At 52.4% G+C, this 18,524-nt stretch carries 16 protein-coding genes; 15 read left to right on the plus strand and 1 reads right to left on the minus strand.

Annotated elements, in window-relative coordinates; translation table 11 throughout:
- Positions 1-58 precede the first annotated feature (58 nt).
- From BN3772_RS25585 to ilvB, 12 genes are all read left to right on the plus strand, one after another.
- Positions 59-3,733, plus strand: a complete 3,675-nt coding sequence (locus BN3772_RS25585) for a nitrate reductase subunit alpha (protein ID WP_042203152.1) — start codon at positions 59-61, stop codon at positions 3,731-3,733.
- Entirely contained in the window at positions 3,723-5,294 is a 1,572-nt protein-coding gene (gene narH / locus BN3772_RS25590) for a nitrate reductase subunit beta (protein WP_042203153.1), read from the plus strand. The genes BN3772_RS25585 and narH overlap by 11 nt, the downstream gene beginning before the upstream one ends.
- Positions 5,287-5,853, plus strand: a complete 567-nt coding sequence (gene narJ, locus BN3772_RS25595) for a nitrate reductase molybdenum cofactor assembly chaperone (RefSeq protein WP_042203154.1) — start codon at positions 5,287-5,289, stop codon at positions 5,851-5,853. Before narH ends, narJ begins: the two co-directional genes overlap by 8 nt.
- Positions 5,850-6,536, plus strand: coding sequence for a respiratory nitrate reductase subunit gamma (gene narI / locus BN3772_RS25600; protein WP_042176787.1), 687 nt, complete (start codon positions 5,850-5,852; stop codon positions 6,534-6,536). Before narJ ends, narI begins: the two co-directional genes overlap by 4 nt.
- Positions 6,537-6,585: 49 nt before the next feature.
- The gene (locus BN3772_RS25605; protein ID WP_042203155.1) at positions 6,586-7,044 is read left to right on the plus strand and encodes a GAF domain-containing protein; all 459 of its coding nucleotides are present in this window, start codon (positions 6,586-6,588) and stop codon (positions 7,042-7,044) included.
- 32 nt (positions 7,045-7,076) lie between these two features.
- Positions 7,077-8,120: a sensor histidine kinase gene (locus tag BN3772_RS25610; RefSeq protein WP_042203253.1), complete on the plus strand. Its 1,044-nt coding sequence runs from the start codon at positions 7,077-7,079 to the stop codon at positions 8,118-8,120.
- Entirely contained in the window at positions 8,117-8,764 is a 648-nt protein-coding gene (locus tag BN3772_RS25615) for a response regulator transcription factor (protein WP_042176792.1), read from the plus strand. The genes BN3772_RS25610 and BN3772_RS25615 overlap by 4 nt, the downstream gene beginning before the upstream one ends.
- 23 nt (positions 8,765-8,787) lie before the next feature.
- Entirely contained in the window at positions 8,788-9,315 is a 528-nt protein-coding gene (locus BN3772_RS25620) for a hemerythrin domain-containing protein (RefSeq protein ID WP_042203156.1), read from the plus strand.
- A gap of 202 nt (positions 9,316-9,517) precedes the next feature.
- On the plus strand, positions 9,518-11,008 hold the full coding sequence (locus tag BN3772_RS25625) for a nitrate/nitrite transporter (protein WP_042203157.1): 1,491 nt from the start codon (positions 9,518-9,520) through the stop codon (positions 11,006-11,008).
- 43 nt (positions 11,009-11,051) lie between these two features.
- Positions 11,052-12,305, plus strand: coding sequence for a molybdopterin molybdotransferase MoeA (locus BN3772_RS25630; RefSeq protein WP_042203158.1), 1,254 nt, complete (start codon positions 11,052-11,054; stop codon positions 12,303-12,305).
- A 26-nt stretch (positions 12,306-12,331) separates the two neighbouring features.
- Positions 12,332-13,348: a GTP 3',8-cyclase MoaA gene (moaA, locus tag BN3772_RS25635; RefSeq protein WP_042203254.1), complete on the plus strand. Its 1,017-nt coding sequence runs from the start codon at positions 12,332-12,334 to the stop codon at positions 13,346-13,348.
- Positions 13,349-13,452: 104 nt separating this feature from the next.
- Complete coding sequence (ilvB, locus tag BN3772_RS25640) at positions 13,453-15,129, plus strand: biosynthetic-type acetolactate synthase large subunit (protein ID WP_042203159.1); 1,677 nt, start codon at positions 13,453-13,455, stop codon at positions 15,127-15,129.
- 84 nt (positions 15,130-15,213) lie between these two features.
- On the opposite strand, the gene BN3772_RS25645 is transcribed toward ilvB, so the two are convergent.
- Positions 15,214-15,927 carry a YwiC-like family protein gene (locus BN3772_RS25645; RefSeq protein WP_052380694.1) on the minus strand — a complete coding sequence of 238 codons (714 nt, stop codon included), beginning with the start codon at positions 15,925-15,927 and terminating at the stop codon, positions 15,214-15,216.
- A gap of 243 nt (positions 15,928-16,170) precedes the next feature.
- Here BN3772_RS25645 and BN3772_RS25650 point away from each other — a divergent pair, with 243 nt between their 5' ends.
- Genes BN3772_RS25650 through BN3772_RS25660 form a run of 3 tightly spaced genes read left to right on the plus strand, consistent with a single transcriptional unit; the run spans position 16,171 to position 18,388 of the window.
- On the plus strand, positions 16,171-16,941 hold the full coding sequence (locus BN3772_RS25650; protein ID WP_042203160.1) for an amino acid ABC transporter substrate-binding protein: 771 nt from the start codon (positions 16,171-16,173) through the stop codon (positions 16,939-16,941).
- Between the two features lie 28 nt (positions 16,942-16,969).
- Positions 16,970-17,629 (plus strand): amino acid ABC transporter permease, encoded by a 660-nt coding sequence (locus BN3772_RS25655; RefSeq protein ID WP_042203161.1) that lies wholly within the window; start codon positions 16,970-16,972, stop codon positions 17,627-17,629.
- A gap of 15 nt (positions 17,630-17,644) precedes the next feature.
- Positions 17,645-18,388, plus strand: coding sequence for an amino acid ABC transporter ATP-binding protein (locus BN3772_RS25660; protein WP_425280464.1), 744 nt, complete (start codon positions 17,645-17,647; stop codon positions 18,386-18,388).
- The last annotated feature ends 136 nt before the right edge of the window (positions 18,389-18,524 follow it).

Below are 18,524 nucleotides of genomic sequence, written 5' to 3' on the forward strand. Positions count from 1 at the left end.
TGATTGAATAGATTTGCGCTACCATGTCCTTCATTCTGCAAAGGAGTGTTCGTAACCGATGAAGAAGAAATTCGGCCTTAACTTTTTTAAACCAATTGAGAGCTATTCCGGGAAATGGTCCATTCTTGAAGAGAAAAATAGAGATTGGGAAGATATGTACCGCCAGCGCTGGTCTCACGATAAAGTCGTCCGTACCACACACGGAGTTAACTGTACCGGCTCCTGCAGCTGGAAGGTGTTCGTGAAGAACGGAATTATCACCTGGGAAAATCAGCAGATCGACTATCCTTCCTGCGGGCCGGATATGCCGGAGTTCGAACCCCGCGGCTGTCCGCGCGGAGCTACCTTCTCGTGGTATGAGTACAGCCCGCTGCGTGTGAAATATCCTTATGTACGCGGCAAGCTGTGGCGGCTGTGGCAGGCGGCTCTGCAGGAGCACGGCAACTATATTGATGCCTGGGCAAGTATTGTTGAAGATCCGGAGAAAGCGAGCCAGTATAAAAAAGCGCGCGGCAAAGGCGGACATATCCGCGTAGCCTGGGACGATGTGCTGCATCTGATCTCGGCACAGCTGATCTACACGATCCGCAAATACGGACCGGACCGGATCGCCGGCTTCACGCCGATTCCGGCCATGTCGATGGTCAGCTATGCTTCGGGCGCCCGCTTTATCTCGCTGCTCGGCGGCCAGATGCTGAGCTTCTATGACTGGTATGCCGATCTGCCTCCGGCTTCCCCGCAAATCTGGGGTGAGCAGACGGATGTGCCGGAGTCCTCTGACTGGTACAATTCCGGCTATCTGATCATGTGGGGCTCGAATGTCCCACTGACACGGACACCGGATGCACACTTTATGACTGAGGTCCGCTACAAGGGAACCAAGGTTGTCTCGGTTGCGCCTGACCTGGCGGAGAATGTGAAATTCGCCGACAACTGGCTGGCTCCGAATCCGGGCACGGATGCGGCAATAGCCCAGGCCATGACGCATGTCATTCTAAGTGAATTCTACCAGGAGCGGCAGGAGCCGATGTTCCTGAATTATGCCAAGCAATATACGGATATGCCATTCCTGATTCTGCTTGATCCGCATGAAGATGCCTGGAAGGGCGGACGCTTCCTGCGGGCAAGCGACCTCGGAGACAGCACGCCGCATTCTGACTGGAAGCCGGTCATCTATGATGAGGCAGCCGGTAAAGTGATTGTCCCTAACGGCACGATGGGCCAGCGCTGGGAGGAAGACAAGAAGTGGAACCTGATTCTTGAGAATGAAGACGGCAGTAAGGTTAAGCCGGCCCTCAGTATTGAAGGCCATGGCGAGGAATGGACAGAAATCGTATTCCCGTTCTTCGACAATGCCGGCAACGGCACGTTCCGGCGGGTGATTCCGGCCCGCAAATTGCAGCTTGCTGACGGAACCGAACGTTATGTAGCGACTGTCTATGATCTGATGCTTAGCCAATACGGGATTGCCCGCACGGACAGCCCGCTTAATGCCAAAGACTATTATGATGAAGCATCCCATTATACTCCGGCATGGCAGGAGAGCATTACGACAGTGAAAGCCAGCGTCGTGGTGCAGATCGCCCGCGAATTTGCCCAGAACGCCATTGATACAGGCGGCCGTTCCATGATTATCATGGGCGCAGGTATCAATCACTGGTTCAACAGTGATACCATCTACCGTTCCATATTGAATCTGGTGATCCTGACCGCTTCGCAGGGCGTTAACGGCGGCGGCTGGGCGCATTATGTCGGGCAGGAGAAATGCCGTCCGATTGAAGGCTGGTCAACCGTGGCTTTTGCGAAAGACTGGCAGGGTCCGGCGCGGCAGCAGAATGCGACCTCATTCTTCTACTTTGCAACCGAGCAGTGGCGTTATGAAGAGAGCGGCACCGATTCACTGAAATCTCCGACAGGCGGTGAGCTTGCTTACCAGCATCCGGCTGATTACAACGTACTGGCGGCACGCCTCGGCTGGCTGCCGTCCTTCCCGCAGTTCAACAAGAACAGTCTGCTGTTCGCGGAGGAAGCAGCACAGGAAGGTAAAACGTCCAACAGTGAGATCATCGGCCATGCGCTGGAGGAGATCAAATCACGGAAAACCCGCTTTGCAGTGGAAGATCCGGGCGCACCGGAGAACTTCCCGCGCTCGCTCTTTATCTGGCGTTCCAATCTGATCTCAAGCTCCGCCAAAGGCCAGGAGTACTTCATGAAGCATCTGCTGGGCGCTTCGGACGGACTGCTTGCCGAGCCGAATGAAGAGCAGAAGCCGGAGGAAATCATCTGGCGCGAGGATGTGGAAGGCAAGCTGGATCTGATGGTTGCGATGGACTTCCGGATGACGACCACTCCGCTCTATGCAGATATTGTGCTGCCGGCGGCAACCTGGTACGAGAAAACGGATCTTTCGTCCACGGACATGCATCCGTTCGTTCATCCGTTCAACCCGGCGGTTAATCCGCTGTGGGAATCGCGTTCGGACTGGGATATTTACCGGCAGCTGTCCGAGGTCTTCTCCGAAATGGCGAAAACCCATCTGCCGGGCGTATACAAGGATCTCGTCTCATCGCCGCTCGGACATGACTCGATCAGTGAAATTTCCCAGCCGATGGGTCTGGTTAAAGACTGGGCAAAGGGTGAAGTTGAGGCTATTCCAGGCAAGACGATGCCTAACCTGAGTATTGTAGAGCGTGACTATACCAAAATTCACGATAAATATATATCGCTGGGACCCAATCTGGCCGTCGGAAAGGCCGGCGCGCACGGCGTCAGCTTCTCGGTGGCAGAAGAATATGAGGAATTAAAGAAGCTTAGCGGCGTTTACTTTGATGAATCGATCAAAAACGGCCTGCCGAAGCTGCAGACAGCCCGCCAGGCGGCAGATACGATTCTGCATCTGTCCTCGGCCACCAACGGACGTGTATCCCAGAAGGCCTACGAATCGGCCGAGAAGGATCACGGGGTTCCGCTGAAGGATATTTCAGCAGACCGTGCGGCGGAGAAGATTACCTTCCAGAGCATTACTGCACAGCCGCGAGAGGTCATTCCGACACCGGTGTTCAGCGGCTCGAACAAGCAGGGCCGCCGTTATTCGCCGTTTACTACGAATATCGAACGTCTTGTGCCGTTCCGTACACTGACCGGAAGACAGCATTTCTATATTGATCATGAAATTTTCCTGCAGTACGGGGAATCCCTGCCTGTATTCAAGCCTACACTGCCGCCGATGGTCTTCGGACCGCGTGATAAGGCAATCAAGGGCGGCCAGGATTCACTGGTGCTGAGATATTTGACGCCGCACGGTAAATGGAATATTCACTCCACCTACCAGGATAACCAGCATATGCTGACCCTGTTCCGCGGAGGCCCGACGGTATGGATCAACAATGACGATGCGGCAGCCCATAACATTGCCGATAATGACTGGCTGGAAGTATATAACCGTAACGGGGTTGTTACTGCACGGGCGGTGGTCAGCCACCGGATGCCAAGAGGCACCATGTTCATGTACCATGCCCAGGACAAGCATATTCAAGTACCGGGATCGGAGATTACCGATACCCGCGGCGGAAGCCATAATGCGCCAACCCGGATTCACCTGAAGCCTACCCAGATGGTCGGCGGATACGCACAGCTCAGCTACGGTTTCAACTACTATGGTCCGATCGGCAACCAGCGGGATGTCTACGTAGCCGTACGCAAAATGAAGGAGGTTAACTGGCTTGAAAATTAAAGCGCAAGTTGCAATGGTAATGAATCTGGATAAATGCATCGGCTGTCATACCTGCAGCGTTACCTGCAAGACGACCTGGACCAACCGCAAGGGTGCGGAATACATGTGGTTCAACAACGTGGAGACGAAGCCGGGGATCGGCTATCCGAAGCGCTGGGAGGACCAGGAGCTCTACAAGGGCGGCTGGCAGCTGCGCAAAGGCAAGCTTGAGCTGAAGTCCGGTAACAAGCTGTCCAAGATTGCGCTCGGTAAAATCTTTTATAACCCGGATATGCCGGAAATGAAGGATTACTACGAGCCATGGACCTATAACTACGAGCATCTGACTAATGCAGGCGAACAGAAGCACTCACCGGTGGCACGGGCCCATTCGGCTGTAACCGGCGAGAAGATGGATCTGGAATGGGGCCCGAACTGGGAGGACGATCTGGCCGGGGCACATGTTACCGGCCCGCTTGACCCAAACATCCAGAAGATTGAGGAAGAGATTAAGTTCAACTTCGAGAAGTCGTTCATGATCTACCTGCCCCGCCTCTGTGAACATTGTCTGAATCCGAGCTGCGTTGCTTCTTGTCCTTCAGGAGCGATGTACAAACGGGACGAGGACGGCATTGTCCTGGTTGACCAGGAAGCCTGCCGCGGCTGGAGATACTGCATGACCGGCTGTCCGTACAAGAAGGTCTACTTCAACTGGCAGACCAATAAGGCCGAGAAATGCACCTTCTGCTTCCCGCGTGTGGAGGCAGGGCTGCCGACGGTATGCTCTGAGACCTGTACCGGACGTATCCGCTATCTGGGCGTGCTGCTCTATGACGCTGATAAGGTGCTTGATGCGGCTTCTACACCAAATGAGCAGGATCTGTACAAGGCGCAATGCGACCTGTTCATGAACCCGCATGATCCGGAAGTGATTGCCCAGGCGAGAAAAGACGGTATCTCCGAGGATTGGCTGGAAGCTGCCCAGAATTCTCCGGTCTACAAGCTGGCGATTGAGCACAAGCTGGCCTTCCCGCTGCATCCGGAATACCGGACGCTGCCGATGGTCTGGTATGTACCGCCGCTTAGCCCGATCATGAACTACTTTGAAGGCAAGGATTCACTGAAGAATCCGGATATGATTTTCCCGGCGATTGAAGAAATGCGCACACCGATCCAATATCTGGCTAATATGCTGACAGCTGGCGATACGGAGACGGTAAAAGAAGCCCTGCAGCGGATGGCAATGATGCGCTCATACATGCGCGCCCAGTCATCAGGCCAGGAGTTCGATCTGAGCCGTCTCGACCGTGTCGGCATGACTGCACAGCAGACAGAGGAAATGTACCGGCTGCTGGCGATTGCCAAATATGAGGACCGGTTTGTCATCCCGACCTCACACAAAGAGCAGCATATGAATCCTTACCGTGCACAGGGTTCTGCGGGCTATGGCAACGGAATGGGCGATATGGGCACAGGCTCCGGCTGTGACGGCTGCGGTGCCGCCAGCTCCATCGCTGAAAGCCTGAAGACCGGTAAAGACATGTACGAGGAGAATTTCTACGGGGGGATTTGGCGTGATTGATCTGACCCAATTGTACAGATATAAAGAATCCTTCGGGTATTTCGCCCTGCAGCTCATGTATCCCGAGAAGCTGGATTTTCATCCGGCTTTTCTGGAGGAAGCGTTCAGCCAGGATCATCCCGGCTATGCCCATGTGCACATGTACTGGACACTGATGCAGAACTACAGCCTGGAGGAGATTCAGGAGAGCTACGCGGCCACCTTTGATTTTCAGAAGGACTGCGCTTTGTATATGACTTATTTCAAGTTTGAGGATGCCAAGGAACGGGGACAGATGCTGGCTAAGCTGAAGCTGCTCTATGAAATGTTCGGACTGGAGATGCCGGAAGGGGAGCTGCCTGATTTCCTGCCGCTGATGTGCGAGTTTCTATATGCCGCCGAATGGCTGGACAATCCGGATGCACCGGAGAACTTCCGGATGCTGATAGCGATCCTGGAGGATGGCACATTCCATCTGCTTAAGGCGCTTGAGAAAAGCAACAGTCCCTATTTCCATCTGGTGAAGGGGCTGCGCGTAACATTTAAAGCTTGTGCTGAACAGGAGGCCCTGAGCCAATGAATATGTACGGTCAGTTTTTATGGGTCATTTTCCCTTATATGTGCCTGGTGGTTTTTATATTCGGGCATATCTTCCGGTACCGCAAGGACCAGTTCAACTGGACGGCCAAATCCAGTGAATTTATTGAGAAAAAGCAGCTGAAGTTCGGCAGCATCCTGTTCCACCTCGGGATTATGCCGGTTATTCTCGGCCATATCGGCGGCCTTGCCGTTCCTAAGTCATGGCTGGAGGCAGTCGGCGTCAGTGATCATATGTATCATATCGGAGCTGTGTATATCGGCGGAATCTTCGGTTTTGCTACACTGGCAGGCATGCTGATTCTGACCTCGCGGCGCTTTACGATTAAGAACGTCCGCAGGCTCAGCTCCGCATCTGACCTGATTGTCAATTCGTTGCTTCTGTTCATAGTGTTCATGGGGATGTACTCTACCATTGTTACGAACGCTGTACAGCCGGAATTTGATTACCGTGACACGATTTCCGTCTGGTTCCGCGGACTGTTTATGTTCCGTCCGGACCCGTCCCTGATGACGGATGTACCGTTCTCCTTCAAGCTGCATATCCTGTCGGGCTTTGCCATCTTTGCCTTTTGGCCGTTCACCCGGCTGGTCCATGTCTGGAGTGTTCCGTTGAATTATATAGGCAGAAGTTATATTCTATACAGAAGAAATAAAACGAATTAAAGGAAAGAATAACGGTAGTTCTTTCCCTGTTCAATTAGGAGTGGAAACGATGAGTAACAAGGTGGATTACCAGGGGGAGCTTGACGAGATCCGCATGGCGCTGGGGTATGACTTCATATCCCTGGCGCTTGCTGAACCGGCTGAATACGATTATGTGATCCGTTGGAAATACGCCTCCGGGAATACGAATGAACGTTACAAACGGATCGTTCTGCAATCAGGCAGAGGGATTGCGGGAATTGTGTTCAAGACCGGAAAACCGTTTCTGCTGCCTTCTGTAGAGAATGATGTACAGCCGGACTCCTTATTTACTTTTCCTATTACCAAAATGGAGAATTTAAGCAGTATAGCTGCTGTACCCGTCTGGAGTGATGCCCGTGTAGCCGGTGTGCTGCTGGGCGGATTCCGGGGAGAACGGCAGGTTACCCCGGAGATGGTGCAGGCACTGGAATTTACAGCACGCAGAGGAATCGGAGACTTGAACGGGAAGGAATTGTTGCTGAGTTGATTACACCCGGTAAAGATCTGACCAACCAGCTGATGAGCAGGCTGTTCGAGAACAGCACAGAAGCCATGTTCTTTTTTGACCGGGAAGGCAAGGCGCTCGCGATGAACCCGGCTGCCGAGAGAATTGTCGACCAGGATATTCTGAACCAGCTCAATCAGGGAAATCCCCTGGCATTATGCGGGACTTGCCGGGGCTATACAAGCGAGACGGAGCTGCGCACCTGTCTGAACTGTTATTTTAATACACCTGATACGGATAACTTTACCTCTTATCAGGTTTATCTGGAGACGAGGGATAAGGGGATCGTCCCGTATGCTGCCAGTTTTCATACCATTGATGCCGAGCAGGGAATTCGCGTCTTTATGCTCAGGGATTTAACGAGACAGTTCAAGACCCAGGAGAAGTTCTACCAGAACAAAATGATGAAGCATGTAATCGAAGCCCAGGAGAATGAGCGCAAACGGATCTCCCGGGAGCTGCATGACAGTGTAGCCCAGGAATTAATGAGTGCGGTTATTGACCTGCGGGTGCTTAAGTATATGACTGCTGACGAGCAGCTCCTGCGGAAGGTGAAGCAGACCGAGGTATCCATGACCCGGCTGCTCAGCGATATCCGCAATCTGTCTGTTGAGCTGCGCCCGGCGGCGCTCGATGATTTCGGGCTGGAGGCAGCCTTCCGTTCCCATTTCAAGCGGATGGAGCAGAGCTACGGGCTGATGATTGAGTTCGAATCCCTGCTGTCCGAGAAGCGCTACGGCAGTGAGATTGAAACCGTCGTCTACCGGGTATGCCAGGAGGCCGTGCTGAATGCGCTTAAGTATGCCCAGGTGGATAGTGTTAAGGTTACGTTATCTGAACGGGACAGCTTCCTCCGGCTCCAGGTCGAAGACCAGGGCATCGGCTTTCATCCCGGCGACGAGCCCGCCGGAACCGGTCTTGGCCTCTTTGGCATGCAGGAGCGTGCAGAGCTGGTCGGCGGAACGTTCAGCGTAGAATCGCAGCGGGGCCGGGGGACGAGGATTCTGCTGCTGGTTCCTGCAGGTAAGCTACAAGGGAAGGAAGGTGCGGCTGAATGAAGATCGTTATTGCTGATGACCATGCCATTGTCCGGAGCGGTTTCGCGATGATCCTAAATTTCCAGGATGATATCGAGGTGATCGGTACGGCGGCGGATGGCAGAGAGGCCTATGCGCTGGTAGCCAAGCACCGGCCGGATATCCTGATTATGGATCTCAGCATGCCTCCGGGCGAGAGCGGGCTGATTGCAACCGGAAAGATCAAGGAGGATTATCCGGATACCCGGATTCTGATTCTGACCATGCATGATGACGAGGAATATCTGTTCCATGTGCTGAAGAACGGAGCATCAGGCTATGTGCTCAAAAGTGCTCCGGATGAGGAGCTGCTGCTGGCTATCCGGACTATATATGAAGGCGGAACGTACATCCACCCGAAGATGGCTACCTCACTGGTCCGTGAATTCATCAAAAAGGACAAGAATGTAACGACAGAGGATCTGTTCGAGCTGTTATCCAAGCGGGAGCTGGAGATCCTGCCGCTGATTGCCAAGGGCTACGGCAACAAGGAAATTGCCGAGAAACTGTTCATTTCGGTGAAGACGGTTGAAGCACATAAGGCGAAGATTATGGAGAAGCTGAATCTGAAGAGCCGGCCCGAGCTGGTTGAATATGCTTTGCGTAAAAAAATGCTGGATTTCTGACCGGCGAATGGAGGCGTAGCGGCATGTCTGAGATTGCAGGCCTGCAGTTTTCAACACCCGCCATGCGCATTCTTGAGAATGAACACCGCTATTTATCCTATCTGATGGGAGAATGGCATGCTGCCGTGCTCTGGTTCGAACAGGATAACATCAGTCTGGATGAAGGCAGGTTAAGACTACAAGAGCTGCGCGTGGCGATTATGGATTTTGTGATAACCCTAAAAAAGCATACCGAAAAGGAAGAAGAGCATTTCTTCCCGCTGCTGGGCCAATATATCGGCTTTGATCAGGGCCCGCTCGCCGGGATTCAGGAGGAGCACCGCGAGATTGACGGTTACATCGGGCATTTCCTGCATCATACCGGAGAAGAGGCTCAGCTGCTCTCGGCTGAGGATCTCCGGGCTGCCGCCAGGGATGCAGGGGAAGCATTTGAGGTGCTGACCGTGCATTTTGTCAAAGAAGAAACGGTAGTGTTCCCGATGGCTGAGACCCTGCTGAGTCCCCGTGACCGTGAGCGGCTATCCGGTAAACTGAATACACTGATTACTTGAGATAACAGCTGTTCCTTCCCGGAGCAGCTGTTTTACTGTACGTGTGCGGCAGAGATGCCGCCTTATTTTATTTTCAGGGTTTACCCTGACAGGGACAGGGTACTCCCCTATATCTGATACGGGGGAGCGGCAGATACAATGAGATCAGGAAACTTCACTATATACAATCAGGAGAATAATTGGCGAAAAAGGTGAGAATGAAATGATCAAAAAAATGCAGTTGCCGCTTCAAACACTAAACCTGATCACCGGATTTATGGTATGGGTAATAATCTCTTCCCTCATGCCCTTTATTTCCGAGGATATCAGTATCCCTTCAGGTAAGCTGGCTATGGTTACTGCCATACCGGTGGTTCTCGGCTCGGTCCTGCGGATACCGCTGGGCTATTATGCCAACATTTTCGGGGCGCGCGTCATCTTTATGTGCAGCTTCATCCTGCTGCTGTTCCCGGTCTACTTCATCAGCGAAGCGACCACGATGGCGCATCTGATTATCGGCGGAACCTTCCTTGGGATTGGAGGCGCGGTATTCTCAGTAGGGGTAACCTCGCTGCCCAAATATTATGCCAAGGAAAAGCACGGGCTGGTGAACGGGATCTACGGGATCGGAAATCTCGGGACTGCGGTTACCACGTTCTCAGCTCCCATGGTCGCTGCACAGATTGGCTGGGGCCCTGCGGTGAAGCTGTATCTGATTCTGCTGCTTATCTTCATCGCCCTGAATTTTTTTATCGGGGACCGTCATGAGCCTAAGCTGAAGACACCGATTATCGAACAGATTAAAGGGGTAGCCAAAAATGAGAAGCTCTGGCTGTTCTCGTTGTTCTATTTCATTACCTTTGGTTCCTTTGTGGCGTTTACGATCTATCTGCCGGGCTTTCTGGTGTCCAGCTTTGGGCTGGAAAAGGTTGATGCGGGCATGCGTACAGCCGGATTTATTGCTGTAGCTACCTTCTTCCGCCCAGTCGGCGGCTGGCTGGCTGACAAGTTTCAGCCGCTGTTTCTGCTGATCGGTACCTTCAGTGTCTACACTGTTGCTGCAATTATATTGGCTTTTATGCCTTCTATGGGGCTCTATACCGCCGGGTGTCTGGCTATTGCCGTATGTGCAGGAATCGGAAACGGGGTTATCTTTAAGCTGGTTCCGCTGTATTTTAACAAGCAGGCGGGGATTGCCAACGGAATTGTATCGATGATGGGCGGTCTGGGCGGCTTTTTCCCGCCGATTATGCTGTCGATCATTTATGCGGCAACCGGCCAATATTCTATCGGCTTTATGCTATTATCCCAGGTTGCACTTGCCAGTCTGGTGCTAGTGGTATGGCTGTATTATCAGGACAGGCTGGCGCTTACCTCGGAAGTGTTCAATTCAACCGGCCAGGGCATTATGGTTACAGATATAACAGGACAGATTAAGTCAGTGAATCCTGCCTTTACAAGGCTTACAGGCTTCACTGAGGCTGAAGTGCTCGACAGGCAGCCAAGCGTCCTGAAATCAGGCCGCCAGTCCAAGGATTTCTATAATCTGATGTGGAATGAGATCAGGGAGAAGGGCATGTGGCAGGGAGAAATCTGGAATAAGCGCAAGAATGGCCAGGAGTATCTGCAATGGCTCAATATCAGCGCTGTGAAGGATGAGACAGGCGAAGATGTACGTTATGTAGGCACGTTCAGCGATATTACGAATAAATAACCCGCCGCAGGGCCGGGTTCCAGTATAGCAAGGTTAGGAGCAGATGAAGGTGGAGAAGACTAGAAATCCAGTCAGTGTGTCAGAAGCAGTAGCCAGAGTAATTGCCAAAGCCGGACGTACCGGCACGGAAACTGTACCGCTTGCCGAAAGCTATGGACGCATTCTTGCTGAGCCGCTGACCGCGACGCATGATGTGCCGCATTTCACACGCTCGCCGTATGATGGCTACGCCATCCGGTCAGGTGATTCTGCTGAAGCCTCCGGCGGTAACCGTGTACCATTCACTGTGGTGGATCATATCGGTGCAGGCCAGATATCAGAGGTGCATATAGGCGCATATGAAGCAGTCCGGCTGATGACAGGGGCTGCACTTCCGGCAGGTGCGGATGCGGTAGTTATGTTCGAGCAGACAGCCGAAGACGGTCCGAAGGGCTTTACGATCCGTAAAGCCTTTGCTGCCGGAGAGAACCTGTCCCTGCAAGGCGAGGATATGCAGGCCGGGGAACAGATAATTCCGGCAGGCAGCTTCATCCAGCCCGGCACGATAGCACTGCTGGCCACGTTTGGTTACGCGCAGGTCAAGGTAGCCAGACGTCCGGTTGTCGGCATTCTGTCGACGGGAACAGAACTGCTGGATGTTACTTCTCCGCTCGAACCCGGTAAGATCCGTAACAGTAACGGCCCGATGATTGCTGCCCAGTTAGCCCGGATGGGCATTCCGTTCAAAATGTACGAAACTGCCGCAGATCAGCTGGAGGAAAGTCTTCTGACTGTACAGCAGGCACTAACGGAAACGGATTGTCTGATTACTACCGGCGGGGTATCCGTCGGTGATTATGATTATCTGCCTGAAATCTATTCGCGGATCGGGGCAGAGGTGCTGTTCAACAAAGTGGCGATGCGTCCGGGAAGCGTAACTACGGTTGCTGTCTCGGCGGGTAAATACCTGTTCGGATTGTCGGGTAATCCATCAGCCTGCTTTACCGGCTTCGAGCTGTTTGTCCGGCCGGCACTCCTGCAAATGACCGGAGCGGAGAAAGTGTATCTGCCCTATACAAAGGCAGTGCTTGCTGAGGATTTCTGCAAAGCGAATCCGTTCACCCGGTTTATCCGGGCGGTGTACGACGGCTTCTCGGTGCGGCCGGCCGGATTTAACAAATCCAACGCCGTATCCTCGATCGCACGGGGGAATTCCCTGATTGTGCTTCCCGGAGGAACAAGAGGCTATACCTCGGGAACGGCGGTAGATGTACTGCTGCTGGGTGTTGAAGAAGGAACTGATGAATGGCTTGTGTAAGCATGCAGGAAGGGAGAACCAGACAGATGAGAACATTACCCGTACAAGATCAATTGCGCCGTCCGATCCGCGACTTACGGATCTCCGTAACAGACCGGTGCAATTTCAGGTGCTCCTACTGCATGCCCAAAGAGCTGTTCGGGGATGACTATGCTTTTCTTCCCGCCAGTGAGCTGCTTAGCTTTGACGAAATTCGCCGGCTGAGCATGCTGTTCGTCTCTCTCGGCGTAACCAAAATCCGTCTAACCGGCGGTGAACCGCTTTTGCGGCGTGATCTTCCTGTGCTTGTTGAAGGCCTGCGTGTGATGAACGGGGTGGAGGATATGGGCTTGACCACTAACGGAGTACTGCTGGGACAGCAGGCAGAGCCTTTATACGCAGCAGGACTGCGCAGGCTCAATGTCAGCCTCGATGCACTTGACCCTGACTTGTTCGGGCAAATGAACGGTCGGGGCTTGAAATCCGGGGTTATCCTGAAGAATATCGAACATGCTGTACATACCGGGTTCGAGGTTAAGGTGAATATGGTTGTGCAGCGGGGGGTTAACGAATCGCAGATCGAACCGATGGCGCGATATTTCAAGGAAAAGAAGATCACACTGCGGTTCATTGAGTTCATGGATGTCGGCAATGACAACGGCTGGAGCTTCAAGAAGGTGGTCACCAAAAAGGAAATACTGGAGCGCCTCCAAACCAGCTTCGATATGGAGGCGCTTGGACATCGTTACTTTGGTGAAGTTGCTGAACGTTACCGTTACAAGGACAGCGGGGCAGAGGTCGGATTTATCACTTCTGTCTCGGAATCGTTCTGCTCCTCCTGCACACGGGCCAGATTGTCATCCGACGGTAAATTCTACACCTGCCTGTTTGCTTCCACCGGTCTTGATCTTAGAGCCATGCTCCGCAGCGGAGCAGATGATGACAGCCTGCTGAAGGCTATCCGGACAGTATGGGAGCAGCGGAGCGACCGATACTCCGATGAACGGACAGAGCAGACTGCCCGCAGCAGAACTAAGATCGGTATGTCCTATATAGGAGGCTAGCTTTAACTGTAATCATCCTCTCAATATGATCTATCTATCACAACATGTTACCCGTAATCCCTTGTCCGTAAAACACATTCATAAGACTGGAGACGATTGTACCTATGAACGGAGCTGAGCTGCTGATTCAGATGCTGATCGAAAAAGATGTGGAGACGATATTCGGATACCCGGGCGGTGCGGTACTGCCGTTGTATGATGCGTTATATGATTGTGACAGGATTCAGCATGTTCTGGTCCGTCATGAGCAGGCGGCGGTCCATGCGGCGGACGGCTATGCCAGGGCAACCGGACTTACAGGTGTGGCGCTGGTTACCAGCGGGCCGGGTGCTACCAATGCAGTGACCGGTATTGCTACCGCGTTCATGGATTCAGTACCGCTGATTGTTTTTACCGGTCAGGTGTCAACAGAGCTTATCGGTCTCGACAGCTTTCAGGAAGTGGATATTTACGGGATGACAATGCCGATAACCAAACATAATTATATTGTCAGGGAGGTCGCTGACCTGCCGCGAATTATACATGAAGCCTTTTATGTAGCGGCAACCGGACGGCCCGGACCGGTACTGATTGACCTGCCCAAGAATGTGATGAATGCGGAAGTGCCGGACAGCCGTTATCCTGCTGAGACGATGAATCTGCCGTATATACGCGGTTATCAGCCGGACCATTCTATCGCTCAACCTGATATTCTGCTGGCTGCGGAGCAGCTAAGTAGCGCGAAACGGCCGCTGATCCTGATTGGGGGCGGATGTATGACAGATAATACACCTGCGCTGGTCCGGGCATTTGCGGAGCAGTATCATTTACCGGTGGCCAGTACACTGATGGGGCTGGGCGCTTTCCCTTCCGGTCATCCACAGCATCTGGGCATGGTCGGGATGCATGGCAGTGTGGCTGCCAACCGTGCACTGCAGAGCGCTGATGTTGTGCTGTGCCTCGGCGTCCGGTTCAGTGACCGTGTCACCGGCAACCGTAAAGCCTTTTCACCGGATTCCTACAAAATCCAAGTGGATATTGACAGCTCCGAGCTGAACAAGAACATAGAGATTGACCTTGCCATTACCGGCTCCTGCGGTGAAATGCTTGAACGGCTAACAGGTAACATACATACGGCAGTATTGATGGACTGGGAACGGCAGATTCAGGACTGGCGCGGCCGGTCAGCGAAGGTGAAACGCAAGACAGAGCAGAAGCTTGCCCCTCATGAAGTAATCTCCTGTCTGCAGAATGCCTCAGCCGGCGACGCAATTATCGCTACCGATGTAGGCCAGCATCAGATTTGGACAGCAACGCATTATCAATTTACCCGGCCTCGTTCATTCCTGACTTCAGGAGGACTAGGCACAATGGGGTACGGCCTTCCAGCGGCAATCGGGGCAGCAGTTGCTTATCCGGACCGGCCAGTCGTCTGCATTACAGGGGATGGAAGCATTCAGATGAATATGCAGGAGATGATGACAGCCGTTGATTTGGGCCTGAATGTCAAGGTAGCCATCTTCAAGAACGGCTATCTCGGGATGGTGAGACAGTGGCAGCAGCTGTTTCTAGGCAAGCGATATTCCTCAGTGCGGATCAGCTCACCGGATTTCGTAGCCCTGGCCAAATCCTTCGGCGCACATGGCTTCAGTGCCCGCACACTAGATGAGGCGGAGCAGATTATTGATCTGGCGCTTCATACGGACGGTCTTGTTATCATGGAGTTCGATATTACCGAAGAGACGAATGTGTACCCGATTGTCCCTCCGGGATCAAGTAATCAGGATATGATTGTGGAATAGTCTGTTAATGAAAATATAAAGAAGGCTGCATGTCTATCGAAACACCGATAGACATGCAGCCTTTTCTTTGTTATCGTGCACGTTCTAAAAGTATAGGATTAGCACACCTGCATATAACATGGCCGAAAAGAAGATTTCCGTTATACCGGTACGTTTTGCGGTAATTCCCGTCTTAGGCAGGATAGCTGCCCGCAGCAGCAGAATAAGCAGAGGCACTAACAGCGAGGGGAAGAGCAGCAGGCCTGCCGCTGCAAGCAGCAGATGATAAGCAACTGATACATAATAATAACGGATATTGTTCCGTTCGCGGATAATCGTTTTGACATACAGGGCAGTCCCGGTAAAGTACAGTGCAGATAAGAGGAACAGCTCTGTTGCCGTACGCCAGCTCTCTCCCTGTCCGGCATAGAAGACCGGATAAATGATCAGGGAAAAAGCTATAATCGCTGAAATGTCGTTTACAAGTGCACGTTCATTTTTTCTTTTGGCAAAATAGAGATTGACCGCGAAGAGCGGCAGCAGCGGCAGCACAAACCAGATCAGCTCAGGCTCGGCGATAATCAGATAACCGGCAAACGGAATCAGCAGAAGCCCGTACAGCTTGAGCGGCTTGGCATAGCGCTGGAATCTGCCGGTTTTGACCCCCTGCAGCAGCGGAAAGCTGAACAGATAGATTAGCAGCCAGCAGATGAACAGCGGGATATGTATGGCTTTTCCTGCAGATGAAGCAATGCCGAACAGAAAGGGAAGGATCAGCATCGCCCACGCGCCGTGCTGGTTAGGGATGTATTGTTTCATATAAAGTACTCCTCCGTTTACCGGATTTTCTTCTATTATATAGGTGCGGACAAAACGGCTTGAGTGACCCGGCACACAATACCGCGATCTCACTGATATTTGTTAGAAAATTATCCATTGACATAGATGCCGATCACTCCTTTATCGACGCAGTTCACATCATATGTTATTATGATACCCTGATAACGTGTTAACGAACTAAAGCGTGTATGGACATTTAATATTACTAGGGGGATTAGAGAGATGAGACGCAAGGGAGTATGGGTTTTATTAACAGTAATGATTATAGCGGTGCTTGCAGGCTGCTCCGGATCGGGGAAAGATGATAACAAGCTGGTTATCGGGATTGATGACAAGTTTGCGCCAATGGGCTTCCGTGATGAGAACAATGACATTGTAGGATTTGATATTGATTATGCCAAGGCTGCTGCCGAAAAGATGGGCAAAGAGGTTACCTTCCAGCCGATCGACTGGTCGGCCAAGGAATCCGAGCTTAACAGCGGACGCATCGACATGATCTGGAACGGCTACACTATTACCGATGAGCGTAAGGAAAAGGTACTGTTCACCAAGCCTTACCTGGAAAACAGCCAGGTGGTAGTAGTGCTTGCCGATTCTCCCCTGACTACAATTGCTGATCTGGCCGGCAAGGAGCTTGGACTTCAGAGCCTGTCGTCCGCCGCTGATGCACTGGATGCCAGTCCGGTCAAAGCAAAGGTTGCCGGTGTATCTGAATTCCCGGACAACGTGCTTGCCTTGACTGACCTGAAATCAGGACGTCTTGACGGTGTAGTTATTGATGAAGTTGTAGCCAGATATTACATGTCGATTGAGCAGAATACATATAAGCTGCTGGATGAATCCCTCGCCCCTGAACAATACGGTGTGGGCATTAAGAAGGACAATCAGGCTTTGCTGGATGAACTGCAGAAGGCACTGGATGAGCTGAGCAGTGACGGTACAGCGGCTGAAATTTCTACTAAATGGTTTGGCGAAAATAAAGTATTGAACTAGACAGCTTCCTTAGGAGTCGGTAGACGAAATGAGTATTGATTATATTATCCAGATTGCCGGGCCGATGCTTGAGGGGGCGCGCACAACCGTGCTGCTGTTCCTGATCGTCATCGTTCTGTCCATCCCGCTCGGGATGCTGGTTACACTGATGGCCAAAAGCCGGATTAAACCGCTGTCCTGGCTGGCCCACACTTATATTTATGTTATGCGCGGTACTCCGCTGCTGCTGCAGCTGCTGTTTTTCTGCTTTGGACTGCCGCAGATCCCGGTCATCGGCGAGTATCTGGTTATGGACCGTTTTGTCGCAGCTGCCCTCGGCTTTATCCTGAACTATGGAGCCTATTTCGCAGAAATATTCCGCGGCGGACTGCTGTCCATTGATAAAGGACAGCATGAGGCGGCCAAGGTGCTCGGACTCAGCAAATTTCAGACCTTGCGCAAGGTCATTCTGGCCCAAATGTTCCGGGTTGCCCTGCCGGCAGTGGCGAATGAGTCAATTACACTCGTTAAAGATACAGCACTGCTCTACGCTGTAGCCGTACCGGAGCTGCTGAATTATGCCAAGACTGCAGTAAACCGGGATTTTACAGTGACTCCGTTTGTTGTAGCAGGAATCATCTATTTGCTGATGACACTCGTGCTGACGCTGTTCTTCAAGCTGCTTGAGAAACGTTTCAAATTTGAGTAGAAGGGCTGTCCGATTATGAGCAGTATTATTGAAGTAAAAAAACTACAGAAATCCTTCGGCAGTCTGGATGTGCTGAAGCAGATTACCTTTGAAGTCAACCCGGGAGAAGTTGTGGCTGTAATCGGACCATCCGGCTCCGGTAAAAGCACCATGCTGCGCAGTCTTGTACACCTCGAAGAAATCACCGGGGGCAGCATCCTCATACATGGCAAAACGCTGGCGGAAAACGGAAAATATGCCGGAAATACAGTCATCAGAGACATTACTGCAACAATGGGCATGGTGTTCCAGCATTTCAATCTCTTTCCTCATCTGACGGTACGGGGAAATCTGGAGCTCGCGCCAAGAACACTCAAGCGGGAGAGCAGCCAGATTATTGCTGCCAGAAGCATGGAGCTGCTGACCAAGGTCGGTCTGGCTGACAAGGCGGATGTATATCCGTCCATGCTGTCAGGCGGACAGAAGCAGCGGGTGGCTATCGCCAGGGCACTGATGCTGAATCCGGATATCCTGCTGTTTGATGAGCCGACCTCGGCGCTTGACCCTGAGCTGACCGGCGAGGTGCTGCGGGTCATCCGCCAGCTGGCCGAGGAGAATATGACGATGATCATCGTGACCCATGAGATGAGCTTTGCCCGTGATGTGGCGGACCGTGTATTCTTTATGGACAACGGGGAGATCGCCGAATCCGGCACACCGGAGCAGATCTTCGGCAGCCCGCGGCTGGAACGGACCCGGACTTTTTTGAATCAGGAGTAGTAATAAGCGGTACTAAGAGAGTGCATAGCGCAGGCTATGCACTTTTATTTGTCATTTTCTGCATGAATGAGCATGCATTGTTTTGACAGCGGGGACCGGGAGTGAGAAAATGTATTTTCGGGACAACGGTGACAGG

The sequence above is a fragment of the Paenibacillus camerounensis genome (assembly GCF_000723885.1).
In the GTDB taxonomy this organism is placed as follows: Bacteria; Bacillota; Bacilli; order Paenibacillales; family Paenibacillaceae; genus Paenibacillus_AQ; species Paenibacillus_AQ camerounensis.

Bases quoted from the DNA above. Each gene is read 5' to 3' on its own strand.
- BN3772_RS25585 (WP_042203152.1), top strand. From the start codon at position 59: ATGAAGAAGAAATTCGGCCTTAACTTTTTTAAACCAATTGAGAGCTAT.
- narI (WP_042176787.1), top strand. From the start codon at position 5,850: ATGAATATGTACGGTCAGTTTTTATGGGTCATTTTCCCTTATATGTGC.
- BN3772_RS25605 (WP_042203155.1), top strand. From the start codon at position 6,586: ATGAGTAACAAGGTGGATTACCAGGGGGAGCTTGACGAGATCCGCATG.
- BN3772_RS25610 (WP_042203253.1), top strand. From the start codon at position 7,077: ATGAGCAGGCTGTTCGAGAACAGCACAGAAGCCATGTTCTTTTTTGAC.
- BN3772_RS25615 (WP_042176792.1), top strand. From the start codon at position 8,117: ATGAAGATCGTTATTGCTGATGACCATGCCATTGTCCGGAGCGGTTTC.
- BN3772_RS25620 (WP_042203156.1), top strand. From the start codon at position 8,788: ATGTCTGAGATTGCAGGCCTGCAGTTTTCAACACCCGCCATGCGCATT.
- BN3772_RS25625 (WP_042203157.1), top strand. From the start codon at position 9,518: ATGATCAAAAAAATGCAGTTGCCGCTTCAAACACTAAACCTGATCACC.
- BN3772_RS25630 (WP_042203158.1), top strand. From the start codon at position 11,052: ATGAAGGTGGAGAAGACTAGAAATCCAGTCAGTGTGTCAGAAGCAGTA.
- moaA (WP_042203254.1), top strand. From the start codon at position 12,332: ATGAGAACATTACCCGTACAAGATCAATTGCGCCGTCCGATCCGCGAC.
- ilvB (WP_042203159.1), top strand. From the start codon at position 13,453: ATGAACGGAGCTGAGCTGCTGATTCAGATGCTGATCGAAAAAGATGTG.
- BN3772_RS25645 (WP_052380694.1), bottom strand. From the start codon at position 15,927: ATGAAACAATACATCCCTAACCAGCACGGCGCGTGGGCGATGCTGATC.
- BN3772_RS25650 (WP_042203160.1), top strand. From the start codon at position 16,171: ATGAGACGCAAGGGAGTATGGGTTTTATTAACAGTAATGATTATAGCG.
- BN3772_RS25655 (WP_042203161.1), top strand. From the start codon at position 16,970: ATGAGTATTGATTATATTATCCAGATTGCCGGGCCGATGCTTGAGGGG.
- BN3772_RS25660 (WP_425280464.1), top strand. From the start codon at position 17,645: ATGAGCAGTATTATTGAAGTAAAAAAACTACAGAAATCCTTCGGCAGT.